A 20,225-nucleotide genomic window follows, 5' to 3' on the forward strand; every position below is an offset into this window, starting at 1 on the left:
GTGATCGATGATGACAGCTTTTGTCATTGGCTATATCATATTTGCCGTTTTCATTTTGGCGGCCGCCAATATCGCGCTGCGCCGGCGCGGCCGGGCGGCGGCGAAAGCAAAGGACGAAGCGGCCGACCGTCGCGTTCAGCCGGCAGAGGAAACGGAAAGACCACCGCTTTCGACGGAAGCAGGGGAACGTCCTGCGGCGGGCGGCGGGCCGACCGGCCTCGGGGAGATCGGCAGCCGCGGCAAGGTTGTGGTGACCGTCATGCTTGGCGCGTTTGTCGCCATTTTGAACCAGACGTTAATCAACGTCGCTTTGCCGCATATGATGCAAGATTTCAACGTCGAAACGTCGACGATTCAATGGCTCGTGACCGGCTATATGCTTGTCAACGGGGTGCTCATCCCGATCAGTCCGTTTTTAATCGCCAAGTTTCCGGCGAAACGGCTGTTTTTATCGGGCATGTCGTTTTTCGCCATCGGCGCGTTTGTCTGCTCGATCGCTCCGTCGTTTGCCGTCATGCTTGCCGGGCGGTTGACGCAAGCGGTGGGTGCCGGCATTATTATGCAGCTGATGATGGTCATTATGTTGTCGATTTTCCCGCCGGAACGCCGCGGGGTGGCGATGGGAACGGTGGGAATCGCCATGATGTTTGCGCCGGCGATCGGGCCGACGCTGTCCGGCTGGCTTGTCGAGCATTACACATGGCGGCTGCTGTTTTACGTCGTGTTGCCGATCGCGCTGGTAGACATTGTGCTTGCCTCCGTCTGGCTGAAACATACGCCGCGTAAAGGCAATCCGGTGCTGGACGTGCAAGGGGCGGTCTACTCGACGATCGGGTTTGGCGGCGTTTTATATGGCTTCAGCGAGGCCGGCAGCAAAGGCTGGGGCGAGACGGAGGTCGTGGTTTCGCTCGTTATCGGCGTGCTGTTTCTCATCATGTTCACATGGCGATCGCTCCGTTCGGAACATCCGGTGCTCAATTTCCGCGTGTTCCGCTACCCCGTATTTACGTTGGCGACCGTCATCGGTTCGGTCATCAACATGGCGATGTTTGCCGCGATGGTTTTGCTTCCCGTGTATTTGCAAAACTTGCGCGGTTTTACGCCGCTCGATGCCGGTTTGCTGTTGCTGCCGGGGGCGATCGTCATGGCGATCATGTCGCCGATTTCCGGTTGGGTGTTTGACCGCATCGGCGCGCGGCTGCTTGCCATTGTCGGCTTGATCATCACCGCTGTGACGACGTGGGAGTTCAGCAAGCTGACGATGGATACGCCATACAGCCATTTGATTTGGCTTTACATTTGCCGAATGTTCGGCATGTCGATGCTCGGGATGCCGATCATGACCGAAGGGTTAAACGCCTTGCCGCGCCATCTGTACAGCCATGGTACGGCCATGTCGAATACGATTCGCCAAGTGGCCGCTTCGCTCGGAACGGCGTTCTTGGTGACGATCATGTCCAACCGGGCCAAGTTTCATGTCGAAACGTACCGCAATGAAATGACGGAAAACGATCCGTTCTTTATGGGGCTTGTCAGCCAGCTGAAGCAAGTCATCCCGAGCGATGACGCCATTGCCCAGCTGCTGTACGGTTTGGTGCAGCAGCGCGCCACGGTGGAAGGAATCAACGACGCCTTTTTCGTCGCGACTGGCTTAACGGTGGTGGCGCTCGTCATGGCGTTTTTCTTAAAAGGAAAAAAACAGAAATCCCCGTCAGCATAAGAGGCCGGTGATTTCGTGTAAAATGTTACTGATCCCACCATTTCTTAATTAGAGAAACTTTGCATCAGCTTTCTTTTTTGAATGAAAATGCCGTTGATTGGACTGGGACAGCGGCTTTTCACCGACCTTATAAGCGGGGAATAGAGAAGCGGCTTTGTATGGCCGCTTCTTTATTTGCGGAAACGAGGGCCCTAAGGCGACGAACATCAAGAAGTTTCCCACTTCAAGCGTGTGAAGGGCGTAGCCCAACGGTCAGTGGGAGATGAATTTCCGTCGGTGTTAGCCAAAGATTTTGGATAATCAGTCTTCAATAAAGGAATCGTGAAATGCTTTTGGCCAGACGCTCCAAGACAGCGCGATCCGCTTCGTCTTCGCGCCCAAAACGAATCCATCCCCTTCGCTTTCACCTATTTGGCCTTCGGATCCCATTCGTTGTGAGCAAGCTGAAGATACGCTACGGTTATTCCATCCTTGTTTTTGCGTGTAACTCGTCGTATGTACATGCATAAATCGTTTCCCTATAAAATTTAGAATTTTTTTCTAGGAGGCTGGTGATTTAGTGCAAAATGCTACTGATTCCATCTTTTTCTCAATTAGAGAAACTTTGTAGAACCAGCTTTCTTTTTTGAATGAAAATGCTGCCGATTGGTGTGCGACAGCGGTTTTTCACCAGCCTTCTAGGATCCGCATCGTGAAATCCTCGATATTGCAGTATTTTGGCCATTTTCATTTGCCTAAAATAACTTCTGTATTATCATTTTCAGCTGCAAAAGCGGATGAGAGAGGTGTGAAAGTAGTACATAAAACAGAAAATGAAGCTGCCAAAATTACTGTTTTCATTAAAGTTTTCTTTTTCATACTGTATATGAGCAAATTCGCTAACATAAATTGACAACTAAACAAAAAAAGGAGATATGAACTCGATTCCTTGGTTAGAATCGGTGTGCCACCAACTACCCACACGGAGGTTCATGTCTTAGGAATCGATGAGCACATCATCAAGGAATCCAGAAGTTTTTCATGATGCTGGGACTGGCGCTTGATTTCTCGCAGCCGGTCATCAAGCCTCTCGTTCATCTTGTCGACGCCCTGTACCAAGGGATGTTCGGGGACATTGACCGATGTCCGGTACTGGAGTTTTCACCCAAATCATCGAACCACGCTCAGCCATTTTTTCACGAAAAGCTCTTGGAACGAGAAAAAACCTGCTTGAGAAGCTGCAAGAATGGATCCTTCGCCAGATCGAACGTCTGGCCAAACGGGAGAATCAACCCCTTTTTGTTTCGATGGATGATCCCATTTGCCAAAAAACGAAGCCTTCGTCACGGGCTGTTCGCGCCATTCAAGGGTGTGATTGGCACTACTCGCACAATGATCATCCATCCGTCTGAGGGCATTCGCTCGTTTGGCGGATGGTGTACACCTTCACGGAAGCGTTTTGTCTCTATGATAAGGCGACGAGAAGAAGCAAAAGAGTGTCAGTGTATCTTTCGTCATCGCAGCGGAATCCGCCACGTCAATGGATCTTGGCTTACTTCAGCTGTTCATGGACACGGGAGAGCCCCTCGGGATTCCACGTTTTGTCCGGCACATTGCCGTTGTGCCCATCGCCGTAAAACGGGATGCCGTCTTCATCTTATGAATTTCTCTTAAATTTGCCGCGAATCATTCATATACGCCTTTTCTCTTTTCTTGTATAATAAAAAAAAGAATCCAGTTTGTGGGAGTGACGCGACGTTGGAACAAATCGAAAAGCGGCTGGCGGCGTTTCCAAAGCGGACGATTTCGCTTGTGGAGCTTGAGAAGCTCATCGAGCCTTTTGCACGCACGTATGAGGAGTTTGCCGAAATCGTGCTCGGGCTCGAGGCGGACGGGACGCTTGAGATGATAAAGGCAAGAGGGCGAACGACGCGGACGCCGTCGCTTGCGTTTCAATATCGAATTCATAAACATCGCTTGATGGAAGATTATTACCGCGAGCTGCAGCGCTGGCAAAATCGGCTTTATCCGGCGATTCAGCTTGACGCATATTACGGCAAAGACCCGTCTGTTTGGGAGCGGGACAAACCGTTTATTGTGCAAATCGACGACTATTTGAACACGCATTCGCTTCCTCACGAGGCCGTGGCCGCGCCGGAGCGGAGCATGGAGCTGGTCGGCGATGAGAAATGGATTACGGAAGGCGGCGGGAGGGAGGTGCTTGAGCGCATCGGCCTTTTCGATCGCCTCCGCATCATCCCCGTTTCCGATCCGCTCATGTTCGCCGTCCATCCAGGGAACATGGCGCAAGCGGTGCAGCTTCATCTCATTGTCGAAAATAAAACGACGTACCAAGCGCTGTTGCCCGCGCTTTTGGACACCGTGTTTTCGACGCTCATTTACGGGAAAGGAAAAACCGTCATCAGCAGCATCGCTCAATTCTCGCTGCAATATCCGGTGAAAGCCGACCATCGCTTTTATTATTTCGGGGACATCGACCGCGAAGGGGTGGCGATTTGGCATTCGCTGTTTCAAAAGAAGCCGGCTTTGCCCGCGCTTCCGTTTTATCGGGCATGCTTGCAAAAAGAACCGGCGCGCGGCAAAGAGTATCAAATAGAGCGGACGGAGGCGCTTGCTTCGTTTCTTTCCTATTTTGCGCCCGATGAGCGAGAGCGGCTTTGCGAGCTGCTCGCCTCCGGCCTGTATTATCCGCAAGAGACGCTTAAAACGCGGGAATTGCAGCACATTTGGAGGGAATGGCAGTGGACAAGCTAGAATTGGCAGGGGTCACAGACGGCTATCGCGAGCGCATGAGGCGGCTGGCGCTTTTTAGCCCGCTTTTGGACCTTGAACGAATGCGCTCTGCCGACCTCGGCGGGCAGCCGATTGACATGAAAGGGCTCGGGCTGTTGACGCTCCTCTTTTTCTTCGAACAAAAGCTGATGCGGCAGTATAAAACAGGAGTTAAGCAGCTCGCGGCGTTTTTAAAACAATTGACGGAAAACGTGTACGCATTGGATGACGAAGCGTGCGAACATTTGGCGCGGACGATTATTCAAACGTTCCGCCCGACATCGGGAAAAAAGCGGAGCTATCCGTTTTACGATTGGGAACGGCGCGAAGAGAGCGCGATCGAATATTCACTTTTAAAAGCGCACGGTTTTGATGCGAAAACGAACACGCAATATTATACGCTCGATGAAGACGGGTTGGAGCTTGTGTTTGCGACGAAAGAGTTTTACAGCGAGTTTCAGTTGTCGATCAACCAGCTCATGTTGCGCAAGCAGCTGGAAAAAGGGGAGTTCGCCGCGGCGTTGAAACAAATCAACGAAATGCGCATCGACGTTGAAACGCTCGAAGATCGCATGACGCGGCTGAAGCATGAAATTCAGCGAAGCATTATTTCCGAAGAAACATTTGAGCGGTACAAGCAGCTTTTGGACGACATTTACAGCCGGCTTGCGCGCGAGGACGAGGAGTTTAAGGAGCTGCGCGAATTCGTGAACGACACGAGAGAGCGCCTATATGCCCGGGATATTCACCAAAAAGAAGGGAAGACGTATGAGCTTGTGCTCAAAATTGCCAGAGAGTTAGAATCGGTGCATTACGCGCATTCGGCGCTCCTAGATAAGGCGCTTTCGTTAAAAAATACGACGCTTGTGACGGCGCAGGAATCGCTTTATTATACGGGGCTCCATTCGTTTAATTTCGACCAAGACATCGTGTCGCGCATCGTTTCGGCTCCGCTCCCCCTTGAGGCGATGAAAGGGGTGCTTCATCCATTTTTAAAGGTGGAAGAAAACAAGGTTTGGTCGCCGATGGCGATTTTCGCCGAGCAAAACATTACCGAAGAGCGCAAAGAAAAGGCGGGGCCGCGTTTTTTAGAAGCGGAAGAGGCCGAAGGGGGCGATCGGTATCGGGCATGGCTCATAGCGAAATATAGAGAGTTGATGCAACTGTTTTTAAAGGCGCACGAGCAGGAGCGCGCGGGCACGCTCGCCGCGTTTTTCGATTATTTGGACGACATCGGGCAGTCGCATTTGTATGAACAGCGCTCGTTTTACGATTTTTGGATCTTGATGCACCAGCGCTCTCCCGTCGAGCAAGGCATGGAAGGGGAAGAAGGAAGCGCGCTTCTCGGCGAGGCGCTCGCTTTGCTTGGCGGGCGCGTGCTCGAGGTGCAAGAAGCGGATCGCATCATCCGCCGATGCGAGCGGTTTTCGATTCAAGACATGATTATAACGGTGAGGGAACGATGAGAAACTATCCAGAACAAAAAGTCATGCAGGCGTTTCAATTGTATACGGCACTTGCGCGGCAAGGAGTGGCAGGCGCGCAGGCGGTGCAGCTTTATAAGAGCGATGATGAAATCCGCGCGCTGTTGGATGCGTTCAGCCGCGAAGTCGACTGCGTCATCGTGTTGACGAGCGAACGGTTGTTTCTCGTGCCGCGCACGAAACTGTCGCCGTTTCATGTAAGCAACGATTGGATCAAGCGCCATTATCTTCGCGCCGGCGCCACCAACGGCGATTTGTATTTGCTTTATTTTGCCGTTCTCGTGTTGTTCGGCAGCTTTTACGACACGTATCAAAGCCCAGAGCCGACGCGGAACTTTTTGGCGATGGACGAATGGGTGCGCCTTGTGCAAGAGCGCATCGACCAATTGAAGCGGCACGATCCGGACGAATTGAAACAATTTGAGCAAGAGTTTTCATACAACTGGAGCCTCATCATTGAAAAATGGGAGGCGATGGACGATGTTAAAGAGACGGCGAAACGGCAAAGCGGCGCAACGATTAGCCGCCTCAGCTTCCTCGATGTGGCACGGCGCTTTTTAATCGACCAAGAGCTTGTGGTCGACATCGGCAACGATGAAGTCGCTTTGACAGAAAAAGCGAAAACGATCATCCAGCGCTTTTTCATGGAAGTCGAGTACAACCGCGGGATTTTCGAGTTTATTTACGGATTTGAAAGGGAGAGGGACGATGCCAGCGATCAGTAAAATTCGGCTGACGAACGTCGTATATGAAGAAGGCCGCAAGCGGTACAACGATGAAATGTTCCGATTTGACGGACATAACGGGGCGATTTTGCTGGAAAACGGCGGCGGCAAAACGGTGTTGATCCAGACGGTGCTGCAAGCGATCTTGCCGCATGTTGATTTAGCGGACCGAAAAATCAAACAGACGCTTCAACTCGAAAACGCGCCGGCGCATATCGCGATTGAATGGCTGTTGAACGACAAACCGCGCCGGTACGTCGTAACGGCCGTGTCGCTGTTTATGACGAACAACGGACTCGACTCGCTCCGCTACGTTTACGAATACAACGCGAACGACCCGCACGGCATTGAAGGCATCCCGTTTGTGCGCGAAGGAAAAGGCGGGAAGCGGCCGGCGGAACGGGGCGAAATGCAAGATTACTATCATGATATGAAAGCGAAATCGATGTTCGCGCGCACGTTTGCGACCATTAAAGAATACAAGGCGTTTCTTGAAGAGCAGTACCATATTATTGAGAGCGAATGGGAAAGCGTCGTGAAAATCAACAGCACGGAAGGGGGCGTCGAAGCGTTTTTCGACGAATGCAAAAGCACGAACCAGCTGTTTGACCGCCTGCTCATTCCGATTGTCGAGAGCGCGATCGTCGGCCATGACGCCAAACTGTTTGCCGACATGTTTGAAAAGCAGCTTGCCAGTTTCAAACATTATAAGACATTGAAAGAGACGATTGAAGAAAACAAGCTGATCCAGCAAGAACTCGAGCGATACGTGGAGACGTATGAGGAGTTCCACCATCAAGAGCTCGCGTATATGAAAGCGAAGCAACGGGCCAAAGGGGTATGGCTGGAGACGCTCCAGCAAAAGCAAGCGGGCGAAAACGAGCTAAACAACAACGCCGCCCAATGGGAAGAATGGAGGCAAACGGAAGCGGCGCACCGCCAAAAGCGAGCGACGTATGACGTGTTAGTGGAAGAAGCGTGTTTGCGTGAGCTGGAACGCGAATATGAATGGGCGTTAGCGCAAGAGAAAGAAAAGGAAGAAGAACTTTGGCGCCTTGAGCGCGACTATGATTCGCTGCGGCTTGCCGGATACAAAGAAGCGAAAAAACGGCATGACGAAGCGCTTGCCTATATTGAGGCGGAGATGGCGAAGCGGAAAGACGACGAGACGCTCGCTCGTTGTGAAGAAGAATTGGAAATGGCGCGCCGCGCGCTTCTTGGTTATTTTATGGAGCAGCTTGAGAAAATCGGCCAAGAGGAGCGAAGTGTGCGCTATGAACTGAATCCGATTCAAACGCAAATCGAACAATGGACGAAAGACATCGAAACCCTCAAACGGACGGCGCAAGAGGCGCGCGAGAAGCGGGCTGGCATTCAAAGCGTCATCGATGCAAGAGAAAAAGACATGGAGTCTATAAAGCAGCGCCTATTGGCGAATCCGTCGCAGCAGTCGGTCGAGGAAGAAATGGGAAAATGGATCGAGCGCGAACAATGGTTGGACGAAGAAATCGTCCGCTTGCGCCAAGAGATGAAGCAATCCAAGCAAGCGGAACGGGCGGCGGAAGCGAACAAAGAGGCGCTTCAAAAGCAATGGGCGAAGCAGCAGGCGGCGAGCGAGGCGCTGGCGCAGCAGCTCGAAACGCTTGAGAACGAAGAGCAAGCGCTCATTCAGACGCTCGCCTCGCTTCGTCCGCAATGGGCCGCACTGGATAGCGTCTACATCCAAGAAGAGACGATCCGGATGAGGCTTCAGGAAGAAATCGAAAAAAGAATGAAAGAGCGAGAAGCGCTATTAGTGCAAGAACGGATCGTGTCGCGGCTTCACGATGCATACGGCGAACAAGACGTCTTTTTCGCCGACCCGTTTTTAGCAGAGCAGCTTGCTTCATGGAAAAACCAATTTGATTTCGTCGCGACGGGTGTTGAATATTTGCAGTCGCTTACAGAAGACGAACGCGCGAACAAGCAGGCGTTTCCGCTCTGGCCGGCGGCGCTCATGACGACGGCGAAGGCAAAAGAGCGGCTCGTGCAAAAAGTGCGGCAAATGAACGACCGCTTGCAGCTGCCGATCGTCGTGCTGTCGACGGATGAGGCGGCGCGCGTGGAAGAGACGGGCATGCCGCATGAATGGATCGCGCCGCGTTATTGGGAGGAAGCGAGCGATCCGGCCTTGTTTGGCGCTTGGAAAGAACGCATCCGCGAAAGCGCCCGCGACATGACGCAGCGCCGTCAAGAGAAAGAAGCGGAGCTGAGGCTTTGGCAAGACGCGCAACAAGCATGGCGCGCGTTTTTGGCGGCCCACCCGTACGAAGCGGTCGAATCGCTCCGCGCTGAGCACGCCGAACTGTTGCGCAGCATTGAACAATTGACGCTTGCGATCGACAAAGAAAACGCCCGCATCGATGAATGCCGCGCCCATCTCGAGCGAGCCGGATCGCTCATCGGCCAATACGAGGAAGAATGGCGCGGATGGCGCGATAAAATCAAGGATGCCGGTCAGTATATGCAATATAAAAAAGAAGTGCAAGAAGCGCGGAAACAAGCGCAAGCGCTCGACGAGCAACTAGCGGCGCTTGCCAAAGATATCGCGCGTCTCGGCTCCCGGCTTGAAGAGGCGCGCGCCCAAAAAACAGAATTGAAAGAGCGCCTTCGGTCGTTAGAAGCCCAGCGCCGCGCCGTTGAACAAAACTACGACTATCGGTCGCTCCGCTCTCTTGCGCCGATTTACTCACGGGAGAGCGAAGAGGTCATTCGCGCGAAAATTGACCAATGGAAGCTGCGAATTCAAGGGATTGAAACGACGTACAGCGAGTGGCAAACGAAGCGGGAGTTTCGACAAAACGAGATTGACAGGCTGACAAACGAAATCAACAAGCTGAAACAGAAGCGTCCCGACCTTGACGAAACGAGGACGTTTCCAAGCGACGGCGCGCAGCGGCTCGAACGGCTGGAGGAACAAATCGCGTCGGCTCAAGAAACGCTAAAGCGCCTGAAACAAAGGACGCAAGAGGCTTTAAAACGCAAAGAGCGGCAAAGCGGCGTCGTGCAAACGAAAGAGCAGCAGTTTCGCGAAAAATTCCCGAATGAGGCGCGGTGGCCATTCGCTGCGCCGCTTGCCGACATTGCCGCGCAGTTGGAAGCGGAACAAGAAGCGCTCGCAAAGCGGAAAGCGTTTCTCGAACAAGAACGCGAGCGCCTTGACAAAGAGATGAAAAGCATCGAGCAAGCGGCGCGTCAGCTGGAAGTAGCGAAAGAGGTGCATCATTTCAACGCGCCGACGATCGCCGCCTTATCGTTGAGCGCGGAAGAAGCGACGGCATTTTCATACGACCGCCGCGGCTTCATCGAAGGGGTCACGGAAAGCTTAAAGGCGGGAAAACAAGCGGTCGAAGCGGCAAAAGAGCGCGTCGAGCGCGCCAAACGGTCGTTTCGGGAGTTTTGCCGCACGTCGATTCAAGATATGAAAATGCAACAAATGGCAATTAATGGAATTGAGCATAAAGAAACGTACGAAGACATTATCAGCTTTAAGAAACATATGATGAAAAGCGTCGAAAGCGCGACGAACTACGCGAATGAACATATCCGGCAAAAAGACGCCGAGCTGCAGGCTTTTATCAACCATATCCACACGCATTTGCGCACATTGGTCGAAGAATTGAGGCAAATTCCGAACAAGACGAGAGTCAAAGTCGGGGACGAATGGAAGCGCATTTTCACGTTTACCATTCCGGAGTGGGAAGAAGAAGTCGGAAAAGCGCGCATCCGCAACCATATTGAATGGATGTTGCATCAGCTTGAGTCTGAGCGCTTTTTAAACGAACACGGCCAGCAAGATGAAGCGAAAGTGCGGAAGGAAATCGAAATGTGGCTGCAATCGAAGCAACTTCTCCAAATCGTCATGAACAACGAAGGCATGAAAGTGAACTGCCGCAAAGTGACGAACGACAACAAAGTGACGACGCGCTCATACTCGTGGGAGCAAAGCAACGTCTGGTCCGGAGGCGAAAAATGGAGCAAAAACATGACGCTCTTTTTAGGCATCCTCAATTACGTCGCCGAGAAAAAACAGCGCCTCCAACCGACGATGAAGCGCCATCGCACCGTCATTTTGGACAACCCATTCGGAAAAGCGTCAAGCGACCACGTCTTAAATCCGGTGTTCTTTATCGCCGAACAGCTCGGCTTTCAAATTATCGCGTTGACGGCGCATGCGGAAGGGAAGTTTCTCCGCGATTATTTCCCGATCATTTACAGCTGCCGCCTGCGCCCGTCGTCCGACCCGAACAAACAAATCATGACGCAGGAAAAATGGATCCATCATGCCTACTTCCAAGACCACGCCCCGAAATCGCTCGAACGGCTCGGCGAAACGGAGCAGTTGGAGTTGTTTTAGAGAGACCATTCCGCAACGGAAAGGGAATATAAGCGTGTGCGGAAAGCTTCTTCTCCCTTCCAACATGAACGAAGCCGAGTTCGACAGGTTTGAAAGGCAATCCTAATGTGACAAGGCTTTTGTATTGAAAAACGAGGTTGGTAAGCAGCCTGCTCGCTTAAATCACCGATCTCCTAGGGCGTTCTCAACTTTTGTGTAGGCGCATATACATAAAGACAAGCCAAGCAAAAGGAGGGAGCGCCCGTGGCGCATGTCGGATCGAAAGGATGGCTTGTCGCCGAACTGAAAAAGGCAGGCATCGCCCGCCATCCGGTCGGGCGGAAAAAAATCGAGACGTACAAGGCGACGGAATTGTATGGGCTGTACCGAAAATATGCGCAAAAGACGCGCTGAGCCGGACAGAAAGCATCCGGCTTCTTTTTTTTCGGGCAAAATAACAAGGGAAAGGAGGGAGGCGCACCGGTCGTTTGGCCGGAAAAGGAACGAACGCCGAACGGAATGGAGAAAAAACGGTTTACCGTAGCGGAAGGGGAAACGCTTGCCGCCTGTTTAGAACGGATGAAACGAGAAGGATACCGCCCCATCCGCCGCGTTGAGCAGCCGATTTTCCGTCTAAACGAAATGAAGGCAAAAACATCAGCATCTCTCCTTTCAGACATGATCGTCTCGTTGTTGGCGAGTGTGCATACAGTTCCACTATAGCACGGCTGTCCGCTGCCGCCAACGGCGAGGCGGCCGGCTGGGCGCGGAACGTTGCAAGGAAAGGGGGCGGCAGTTACAATAGTAGAGGAAGCAGCATAAATGAAAAAAGGAGATGACGCCATGATCCATTACACATGGGCGACCCGGCCGACGATCAAAAAAGTGAAATGCGTCCATACGAATGCGGAAAAATACATGGTGAGCAACGTATTGACGCCGGGCAACGTGTACGAAGTGAAAAATGAAACGGACGAGTTTTATTTTGTCGTGGACAACAGCGGAAAAGTCGGCGGGTTTTACAAAGATTATTTCGAAGAAGTTCAATGATCGCGCCGATGCCGAACAACCAAACGGGGCTGACCGAAAAGGTCGGCTGCCTTCAAGATAGGCGAACATATCGGGCGGCAAAAGCAGTCAGCACGTATATAGCAACGAACGAGGGTGTCCGGATTCGGTTGCGACACCCTCGTTTTGTCGCTCAGCCGGCTGCGCTTCGTTCCGCTGTCGGCGGCTGCACCCGGCTGGCCGGCAAGGTGATCGTCAGCGTCGTGCCTTTTTGGACGGCGCTTTCAATGTTCCATGTCCCGCCCATTTGTTCGATAATTTTAACCGCAACCATGGCGCCAAGACCCGTTCCTTTTTCTTTCGTGCTGAAGTATGGTTCGCCGAAACGGCGCACTTGCTCTTTTGTCATGCCAACGCCGTTGTCCGAAACGGTGATGACGACGGCGGTTCCCCGATGTTCCGCTGTCACGCGGAGCGTTCCACCGTTTGGCATCGCTTCAATGCTGTTTTTGAACAGATTCAAAAAACATTGTTGGAAATATTGCACGTTCCCGATAACGATGCCATGGTCAAGCGAGGAAGAAAGGTCGACCGAGTGCATATGGGCCATGGGCGCGATCATCTGCAATACTTTTTGAAGCTGGATGGCGACATCGATCGGTTCCGTTTCTTTTGGCGCCGGCTTAGCAAACGTCAAATAATCGCGAATGATCGCTTCCGCCCGTTCCAGTTCCTCTAAGGCGATCCGGATGTATCGCTCCTCGGTTTCCCGCGGCAGCGGCCCGGTTTGCAGCAGCTGGATAAACCCTTTGACGACAGTGAGCGGGTTGCGAATTTCATGGGAAATGCTGGCGGCCAGCTGACTGACAATCTCCATTTTTTCCATTTTCATTAGCTCGGCTCGGGCGAGCTGTGCTTCGTGGAGCGTTTCCATCAAATAAACCGCAAACATCATCACAAACGGCGGCATCAGAATGAAGTAGATGATATACGGTTTCGTCACTTGGAAATCGGCGATCACGACAGCAACAAAGGTGGTGAGCACCGCCAACAAAAACGTCAGCCCAAGCGCAGTAAACAACTTGCTGGGGCGGGGCAGGCGGCGAAACAGCGGCGAGACGACGGCCGCAGCCGCCAGCATGATGGCGTAAACGATCAATGTCAATGGCTGGAAGCCGTACAAAATCGTGCGCGCCAACATGAGCATAGTCAACAGCACCGCCCCGACCGCGCCTCCGCCATAAAGCGTTCCGAGCAAAAACGGAACTTGCCGAAAATCGTGGACGCATGCCGGGTCGATGTAAATCGGGAACTTCATGCATAACACCGCCGCCAACGTCAGGCAAGCGCCAAGCAGCACCCGGCTGTAAAGGGGACGGCGCCGGATGGCTGCGCTATGGTCATAAATAAACGAAAAAGCAAAGACGCTGACTAAAATATAAAATAAATTGTTCAAAACGTGTTGATTAATATAAAGCCCCGCCATAAAACGATCCCCTAATCTACTTGAACCTCATTCCGTCTTCATTATAAGCCGGAAATCGGTTGAAAGGAAAATAGTTTTGTCATTTCTCGTCGTTCGGCAGCCAAATCGCCAAGGCGCCAAACAGCGGCAGCGCGCTGCAAAGCATCATCAACGTGTTGAGCGACGACATGTCGGCGATGTTGCCGAGCACAACGGCGCCAAGCGCCCCCATGCCAAAGGCCAAGCCGACGATCAGGCCGGACGCCATGCCGACATGGTTGGGCAACAGTTCTTGGGCGTAGACGACAAACGTCGCAAAGCTTAACGACAATACAAAGCCGGCGATCAGCAACAGCGGCAGCGCCAGCGGAAGCGGCGCGTGCGGCAAGGCGAGCGCAAACGGCGCGGTGCCAAGCGTCGACCAAAGAATCAAGTTGCGCTTGCCGAACCGGTCGGCGATGGGCCCGCCGGCGAGTGTTCCGACCGCGCCGGCGATCATAAAGGCGAACAAGTACACTTGCGCCTCGCGCACCGAGATGTGGGCCGTTTCCATTAAGTAAAACTGGTAATAGTTCGAGATGCCGGCCGAATACCACGAGCGGGCGAACACTAAAAAGACGAGCAAGGCAAGCGCAAACGCCACCGGGTGTCCGGGATCGGTGCGCTGCGCCTTTTTCATTTTGCTTGGTGCCGGACGGCGGCCAAGTTCATGACCGTACCAGCGCGAAACGCGCCAAAGCACGGTGATGCCGACAGCCGCGGCCAGCATAAACCAAGCGGCTCCCTTTTGGCCGAACGGCACAAAAATCAAGGCGGTAAACAGCGGGGCTAAGGCGTTGCCGGTATTGCCGCCGACTTGATAAATCGATTGGGCGAACGCCCGCCGCGCCCCGGCCGCCAAGTAAACAACGCGCGCTCCTTCCGGATGGAAGACGGCTGAACCGATTCCGACCAACAGCACAGACAACAAAACAAACCAAAAATTCGGCGCCAAGGCGAGTCCGGCCATGCCGAGCAAGCTCGCCGCCATACCGAGCGGCAAAAAACGCGGCGATGGCAGCCGGTCCGTCCAAAAACCGACGATCGGCTGCATGACCGACGACGTCATGTTCAGCGCAAACGCAATCCAGCCGATTTCGGTGTACGACAGCTCCATCGTCGAGCGCAAAATCGGAAAGAGCGCCGGGATGACCGCCTGCATGGCATCGTTCAAAAAGTGTCCGAGGCTGATGGCGAACAAAATCGGATAGACCGTCATGTTGGCGGCGCTCGTTCGTTCCGTATGAGCGTTCATCGTTCTCCCCCGTTCCGCAAAATCGATCTTAATATGGCTAATTATACTTGATCTTCGCCAGCGGAGAAAGCCCCATTTCCCGGCGCGGGTGCAGGCAAGAGGGGCTCCGTTTTTGTCTTTTCAATCGCCGGCGCGAACATTCAGTTTTTCTTTTCCAGATGCGCTGATGACGAGCTTGACGTTTACGGACAGCGCGTTGTCGGTAAGGGGGATGAGGCCGTCGGTCTCATGTTTTCTCCAGATGTTTGGATGAGAGCGATACAATTGCTCCGACAAGTTGAACATGTCAATCTGCCGTTCGACGCTAAGGCGATACAGCCGTTCAATTTCCCGCTTGACCGTTTGTTCGCCTAACCGAGTCAATTGCTTTCTCGACAGCGGTTTCCGCAGCTCGATGATGCTTCCTTGCGCCTCGACTTGGATGGAAAAGAACGGCTTCCCGTCCTTCAATTTGATCGCTCGCTTCGTTTTCGGCCGCTGAACGACTAAAGACGCGGCCGTTTCTCCGTGCTGTTTGACGTAAATCGGCGTGCGGCGAATGTCCTGCTCTAGCCAGCGCAGCCCTTCTAGGTCGGGACGGCGTTCGCATCCTTGCAAGCGGTAGTCATGGACAAAACAAGCACCGGACATCGCGAGCATTGGTTTCGGCTTCTTGTTTTCCGTCCACCGCTTATGTTCGATCGTTAAATAAGGAATGGAGGCGGTCGCCGCTTTTTCGTCCATCGCAGCGATCAGGCGGCTGAGCCGGATCGGGCGGATGAACGAACTTTGTTGAAAAATTTCTTCCGGGTTGGACAACAGCGAATAGTACGAGGAAGCGTTCAACAGCGGCGTCGCCTCAAACAGCTCGGAAAGCGGTTCATCGGTCGCGTACACCCATGCCGTATGGCGGATTTCATTGTAACGGTTCAGCACGTCGATGACATCTGCCACAATGTCTTTTTGCAAGGCGCGTTTCGTAAACACGATGCTTTTGACGTGCCCCCACGACACCCGTTGCTGAATGGAAGGGTAAATCTTGTCAGTGGCGATGTTAAACGTTTCGCCGGCCGCTTTACCGATCGAAACGGACGCTCGGTCTCTGCCGCCTCCCGCCTCAACTTTGGCGAGAGCGGTGAAATCGACGAGCTGGACATAGGCGATCACTTGTCCATCTTTGTAACTGTAGATGAGCATTTTTCATTACAATAATTTCCATGCCCTAAGAGACAAACAGGGGACCCCTTAGGCGACATGGAGCTGTTTTTTGATCACATCAATGGGAATATCTTGCTTCGCGGCATCGTAGATGAACTCGACGACGCTGTGCCCTTTCCGAGACCGAAGAAGCTCCAGGCCGGAAGAGAGGTCTTGCTGAGATTCGGCGATGCTGTATACGCAGGCGAACAGCACCACGGCCCAATACCGTTTCACCGCCCGAATGTGACGAACACGGTACCCATCGAGCTTCAGCTGGTCTTTGGCCTGCCGGAAAAAGCATTCGATCGTCCAGCGCTGGGCATAATAACGCAAGATCTCTTCATCGCCTAGCTCCCGGTCGGTGCTCAAGACGACATGGAGATGATCTGGCGTCATCGGTTCATCCGCCTTCCAAGCCAGCAGCACCACCGCGTCATCGAGGCCATGGATCGCTCCCTCGTAGCGATACACGCGGTAACGCTCCTTCCCCACCGTGACGAGGTGGGTGTCGTTGGGCTCGATATAGCGGGCGAACTTCTTCGCTTGGATGGCGATACCTTTCGGATAGAGAATCCGGTTCGTCTTGAGCATGGCGATGACATGGAATCCTTGTTTCAGGCAGGCTTCGATGAGCGCTTGGGACGGATACCACGAATCCATGAGCACATACACCGGCTGAGCCCGTTTCCCCTTGAGCGAGGAAAGCATCTCGATCGCTAGGTCGATCTTGCTTCTTCCCGCCGTCTTGTCATACAGACGAAAGGCGAACGGGAACGCTTGCGAGAAAGTATGCACCATCAGCCAAACGAGCGAATGCCCCCAAACGGATTGATGATCTTTGTGCGAGTAGTGCCAATCACACCCTTGAATGGCGCGGGCAGCCCGTGACGAAGGCTTCGTTTTTTGGCAAATCGTATCATCAATCGAAACAAAAAGGGGTTGATTCTCCTGTTTGGCGATTCGCTGGATGCGATGAAGGATCCATTGCTGGAGTTTGCGAAGCAACGTCTCTTCATCCCAAGGGCTTTTCGTGAAAAAATGGCTGAGCGTGGTTCGATGATTGGGATGAAAACTCCAGTGATGGACATCGGTCAATGTTCCCGAAAATCCCTTGGTAGTCAAGGCATCCACAATATGAACGAGATGCTTGATGACCGGTTTCGAGAAATAAAGCGCCAATCCCAGCGTCATGAAAAACTTGTGGATTCCTTGATGATGTGCTAATCTATTCATGAGACATGAACCTCCTTGTGGGTAGTTTGAGCACATCTATTTTACTCAAGGAGCTGGGTTCATGTCTCCTTTTTTGTTTAGCTGTCAATTTATGTTAGCAAATTTGCTCATCTACAGTTTGTAATCAACTCCAATCGAGTGAATGTACACAATATGGTCGATGTTGCGCGTATCCCAGCAGCCGCCAAGCAACATAGCGGAAGCGATGACAACCATGAGGCGCCACTTCATTTTGGCTTTCGCTCCTTTGCCGTGGCATCCTTTGGATGCACAATCCGGTCGCGCGTCCGGAACTGTTTCCACGTACTAGGAATGAAAACTTTCCCCACATCTTTGGAAGGAGGCGCCAGCGGCGTCAAATATGGAATGCCAAAGGTGCGCAAGTTGACCACGTACGTCAAAATCAAAAACAATGATAAAATGAATCCGAACAGCCCCAGAAAGGAGGAAAACGTAAGGACGATAAAGCGCAACAAGGTGACGGTGCCGGCGATGTTTTGATTGACAAGCGTAAATGTCGAGATGACGGAAATCGCAGCGGTGACGAGCGTGGCCGGAGCGGCGAGCCCGGCGTTGATCGCCGCTTGGCCGATAATCAAGCCGCCGACGACCGACAGCGTCTGCCCGATGGCGATCGGCAGCCGCATCCCCGCTTCCTTAAACACTTCAAACAAAATCATCATCACAAACATCTCGAGCGGCACGGGAAGCGGCACTCCTTGCCGCGACAAAATGAGCGTCGCCAGCAAAGTGAACGGCAGCTGATCCGGATGGAAGGAAGTCAAGGCGACCCAGGCGCCCGGCAAAAAAATGGCGACCGATGTGCCGACGAGACGAAGCACGCGTTGAAATACGACAAACAGAAAAAACGTGTTGCTGTCTTCTGACGTGTTGAGCAAAAAAGTGAGGTTGCCGGGACCGACCAAGGCGGTCGGCGCTCCATCGACCAAGATGACAAAGCGGCCGTTGAGCAGCGAATCGACGGCGAAATCAGGCCGCCCGGTATAGCCGAACAACGGAAACAAGGAAAACGCGCTGTCCGACAGCCATTCCTCAATTTGATTGGTGCTGGTCACCGAGTCGATGTACAAACTGAGCAGCCGGCTTCTCACTTCATCGATCATGGCTGGGTTGGCGATGTCATCGACATAGAGTAAGCCGACTTTCGTCTGGCTGCGTGTGCCGATGATGAATCGCTCATAGACGAGCCGGTGCGAGCGCAGCCGCTTGCGGATGAGCGCGACGTTTTGGCTGATTTCCTCGATAAAACCGTCTTTTGGTCCGCGAATCGACACTTCTGTGTTCGGCTCTTCCGGATCACGGCTGGGCGGGCTGGCCAGCGGCAGCGCGTACAGCGCCCCCGCTTCACGGAAATAGACGAGCAAATCGCCGCTGAACAGCCGCAAATTGAGATCGTCGATCCGCACTTCTTGCCCCATCGCTTCCAGTGCCGGCGGTTTGCAGCTCTCAATGTCGGCGGCGGAGAAACACGGATGCTGTTCACACAGCTCGCGAAACAGCGGATAGATCGTCTTTTGTAGCATGTGCGTATCGCACAGCTCTTCGCAATACATAAACAGCAGATGCACCGGGCTCATCGATCCGTCAGGCAGCGGCGACGGCGCCGTCGCTTCCGTGATGATCACGTCGCTACATTTGGCGTACATCGTCCGCAACGCTTCTTCCGAGATGATGACGGTCTCTAGGCCGGTGTAATCATCGTTGAGCCGCTTGCCTCCCGCGGCTCTTATCAGCGGTTTCATCGTGCCATCCCTCTTTTCGTTTGACGGTATGCCAGCAATGCGAAAACCCCCAACACAATCGACAGCGCCAGCCAGAGCAAGAGCGATGTCGGCAGCACCCACACTTTTACGAAATGCAAAAATTGTTCATCACTGCCTGGCGCCAAGGCGGCCAGCGCGATGGTGACATAAAGAACAATGAGCAGCCGGCGGCGGGTTTGTGGATGGCGCACGGAAAACAACTCGACAATCAGCGCCACCGCCAAAGAAAGGCGGATGAAGGCGCCAGACAGCCACTGATAGATCGACAGAAAATCGACATGCTCAATATATGTACCTAAACTGACCATTCGCCATTGTTCAAACGCCGGATAGCGAAGGCGCGCCGCCTGCTCCGGTCCGAATTCGGTAAGGGCGCCGATGGTGGGGCCGATGCTCAGCCCGGCGGTCAAGAAGGCGATGACAGCCAGCGCCTTCCATGAAAACGGATGCGGAAGACGATGGGAGAGAAACAGAAGAATGATCGCCTCCGCATACCCCGCCCCGGCGTACATCATGCCGTGAAACACCGGGGCGGCCCCGTGCTCAAGCACCGGCTTGAGCAATGAATAATCTTTATGCGGCATAGTTGAGAGCATGACAAAAAGGCCCAGCGCCATGACAAACGGCCAAATGATCATGGCGGTATTGGCGATGGAATCAAGGCCGCGTTCCGCGTTATAACAGCAGAGAGCCACGATGACCGCTATCAGCGCCCATCTCGGTGTCGCGGTCAAATAAGAAGTCGTCGTAAAGGTGATCGTCTCATTTAAGGTGACAAAACTGTGAAGAAGCAACAAGGCGCCGCTGACCGCGGCCACCGCATAGGCGATGGCGCTTGAAAACCGGTTTTTGAGCCAGTCAAACAGCCGCTCGCCGTTTAGTTGCCGAATGGTGAAATAAAGAAGCGGCAGCCAGACGAGCAAGCCCCCGAAAGCGCCCAAGGCGGACAACCATGCATCGCGGCCGGCGGCTTCGAGCATAAACGGGATAATGAGTACATGATTCATCAACCCGACAGCCAGCATGATCATGCTCACTAGTTGCAAAATGCTAAGCGGCTGTTCATTCATGAGCGATCCCTTTCTTTCCGTGCACGTAGTAGAAGAACGGCGGAAGCGTTGCGTTTTTAGCCCATCGAGCAGGAAGGGCGAAAGACAGCAAATCACCGAGCTTCTAAAATCATAGT

14 protein-coding genes and 2 pseudogenes are annotated in these 20,225 nt (G+C 53.2%); 9 read left to right on the forward strand and 7 right to left on the reverse strand.

Going from position 1 to position 20,225, the window contains the following annotated elements:
- The first annotated feature begins 10 nt into the window (after nt 1–10).
- Nucleotides 11–1,720, forward strand: coding sequence for a DHA2 family efflux MFS transporter permease subunit (locus ACTVIM_RS07965; RefSeq protein ID WP_445614186.1), 1,710 nt, complete (start codon nt 11–13; stop codon nt 1,718–1,720).
- 313 nt (nt 1,721–2,033) lie between these two features.
- Here ACTVIM_RS07965 and ACTVIM_RS07970 read toward each other — a convergent pair.
- Nucleotides 2,034–2,223, reverse strand: a pseudogene (locus ACTVIM_RS07970) (IS1634 family transposase); the annotation flags it as partial.
- A 517-nt stretch (nt 2,224–2,740) separates the two neighbouring features.
- Here ACTVIM_RS07970 and ACTVIM_RS07975 point away from each other — a divergent pair.
- The 8 genes and pseudogenes from ACTVIM_RS07975 to ACTVIM_RS08010 all read left to right on the forward strand — a co-directional run.
- Nucleotides 2,741–3,192, forward strand: a pseudogene (locus tag ACTVIM_RS07975) (IS701 family transposase); the annotation flags it as partial.
- Nucleotides 3,193–3,457: 265 nt separating this feature from the next.
- On the forward strand, nt 3,458–4,474 hold the full coding sequence (locus tag ACTVIM_RS07980) for a Wadjet anti-phage system protein JetD domain-containing protein (RefSeq protein WP_445614187.1): 1,017 nt from the start codon (nt 3,458–3,460) through the stop codon (nt 4,472–4,474).
- Nucleotides 4,456–5,958, forward strand: a complete 1,503-nt coding sequence (locus ACTVIM_RS07985; protein WP_445614188.1) for a replicative DNA helicase — start codon at nt 4,456–4,458, stop codon at nt 5,956–5,958. Before ACTVIM_RS07980 ends, ACTVIM_RS07985 begins: the two co-directional genes overlap by 19 nt.
- Nucleotides 5,955–6,701, forward strand: coding sequence for a DUF6063 family protein (locus tag ACTVIM_RS07990; protein ID WP_445614190.1), 747 nt, complete (start codon nt 5,955–5,957; stop codon nt 6,699–6,701). The genes ACTVIM_RS07985 and ACTVIM_RS07990 overlap by 4 nt, the downstream gene beginning before the upstream one ends.
- On the forward strand, nt 6,685–11,097 hold the full coding sequence (locus ACTVIM_RS07995) for a hypothetical protein (protein ID WP_445614191.1): 4,413 nt from the start codon (nt 6,685–6,687) through the stop codon (nt 11,095–11,097). The genes ACTVIM_RS07990 and ACTVIM_RS07995 overlap by 17 nt, the downstream gene beginning before the upstream one ends.
- A 243-nt stretch (nt 11,098–11,340) precedes the next feature.
- On the forward strand, nt 11,341–11,490 hold the full coding sequence (locus ACTVIM_RS08000) for a DUF2639 domain-containing protein (RefSeq protein ID WP_081917044.1): 150 nt from the start codon (nt 11,341–11,343) through the stop codon (nt 11,488–11,490).
- Nucleotides 11,491–11,595: 105 nt separating this feature from the next.
- Nucleotides 11,596–11,799, forward strand: coding sequence for an NETI motif-containing protein (locus ACTVIM_RS08005; protein ID WP_445614192.1), 204 nt, complete (start codon nt 11,596–11,598; stop codon nt 11,797–11,799).
- A gap of 120 nt (nt 11,800–11,919) precedes the next feature.
- On the forward strand, nt 11,920–12,126 hold the full coding sequence (locus ACTVIM_RS08010) for a DUF6501 family protein (RefSeq protein WP_033843920.1): 207 nt from the start codon (nt 11,920–11,922) through the stop codon (nt 12,124–12,126).
- 151 nt (nt 12,127–12,277) lie between these two features.
- Here ACTVIM_RS08010 and ACTVIM_RS08015 read toward each other — a convergent pair whose 3' ends face one another.
- The 6 genes from ACTVIM_RS08015 to ACTVIM_RS08040 form a co-directional block, all read right to left on the reverse strand.
- The gene (locus ACTVIM_RS08015; RefSeq protein ID WP_445614193.1) at nt 12,278–13,570 is read right to left on the reverse strand and encodes an ATP-binding protein; all 1,293 of its coding nucleotides are present in this window, start codon (nt 13,568–13,570) and stop codon (nt 12,278–12,280) included.
- 79 nt (nt 13,571–13,649) lie between these two features.
- A complete protein-coding gene (locus ACTVIM_RS08020) occupies nt 13,650–14,843 on the reverse strand; it encodes an MFS transporter (protein WP_445614194.1) in 1,194 nt (397 codons plus the stop codon).
- A gap of 120 nt (nt 14,844–14,963) precedes the next feature.
- Nucleotides 14,964–16,019, reverse strand: coding sequence for a Ger(x)C family spore germination protein (locus ACTVIM_RS08025; protein ID WP_445614195.1), 1,056 nt, complete (start codon nt 16,017–16,019; stop codon nt 14,964–14,966).
- 48 nt (nt 16,020–16,067) lie between these two features.
- Nucleotides 16,068–17,255: an IS701 family transposase gene (locus tag ACTVIM_RS08030; RefSeq protein ID WP_445612376.1), complete on the reverse strand. Its 1,188-nt coding sequence runs from the start codon at nt 17,253–17,255 to the stop codon at nt 16,068–16,070.
- Nucleotides 17,256–17,482: 227 nt separating this feature from the next.
- Entirely contained in the window at nt 17,483–19,018 is a 1,536-nt protein-coding gene (locus ACTVIM_RS08035; protein WP_445614196.1) for a spore germination protein, read from the reverse strand.
- Nucleotides 19,015–20,109: a GerAB/ArcD/ProY family transporter gene (locus ACTVIM_RS08040; protein ID WP_445614198.1), complete on the reverse strand. Its 1,095-nt coding sequence runs from the start codon at nt 20,107–20,109 to the stop codon at nt 19,015–19,017. Before ACTVIM_RS08040 ends, ACTVIM_RS08035 begins: the two co-directional genes overlap by 4 nt.
- Nucleotides 20,110–20,225 lie beyond the last annotated feature (116 nt).

This window comes from Geobacillus sp. YF-1 (assembly GCF_052692335.1).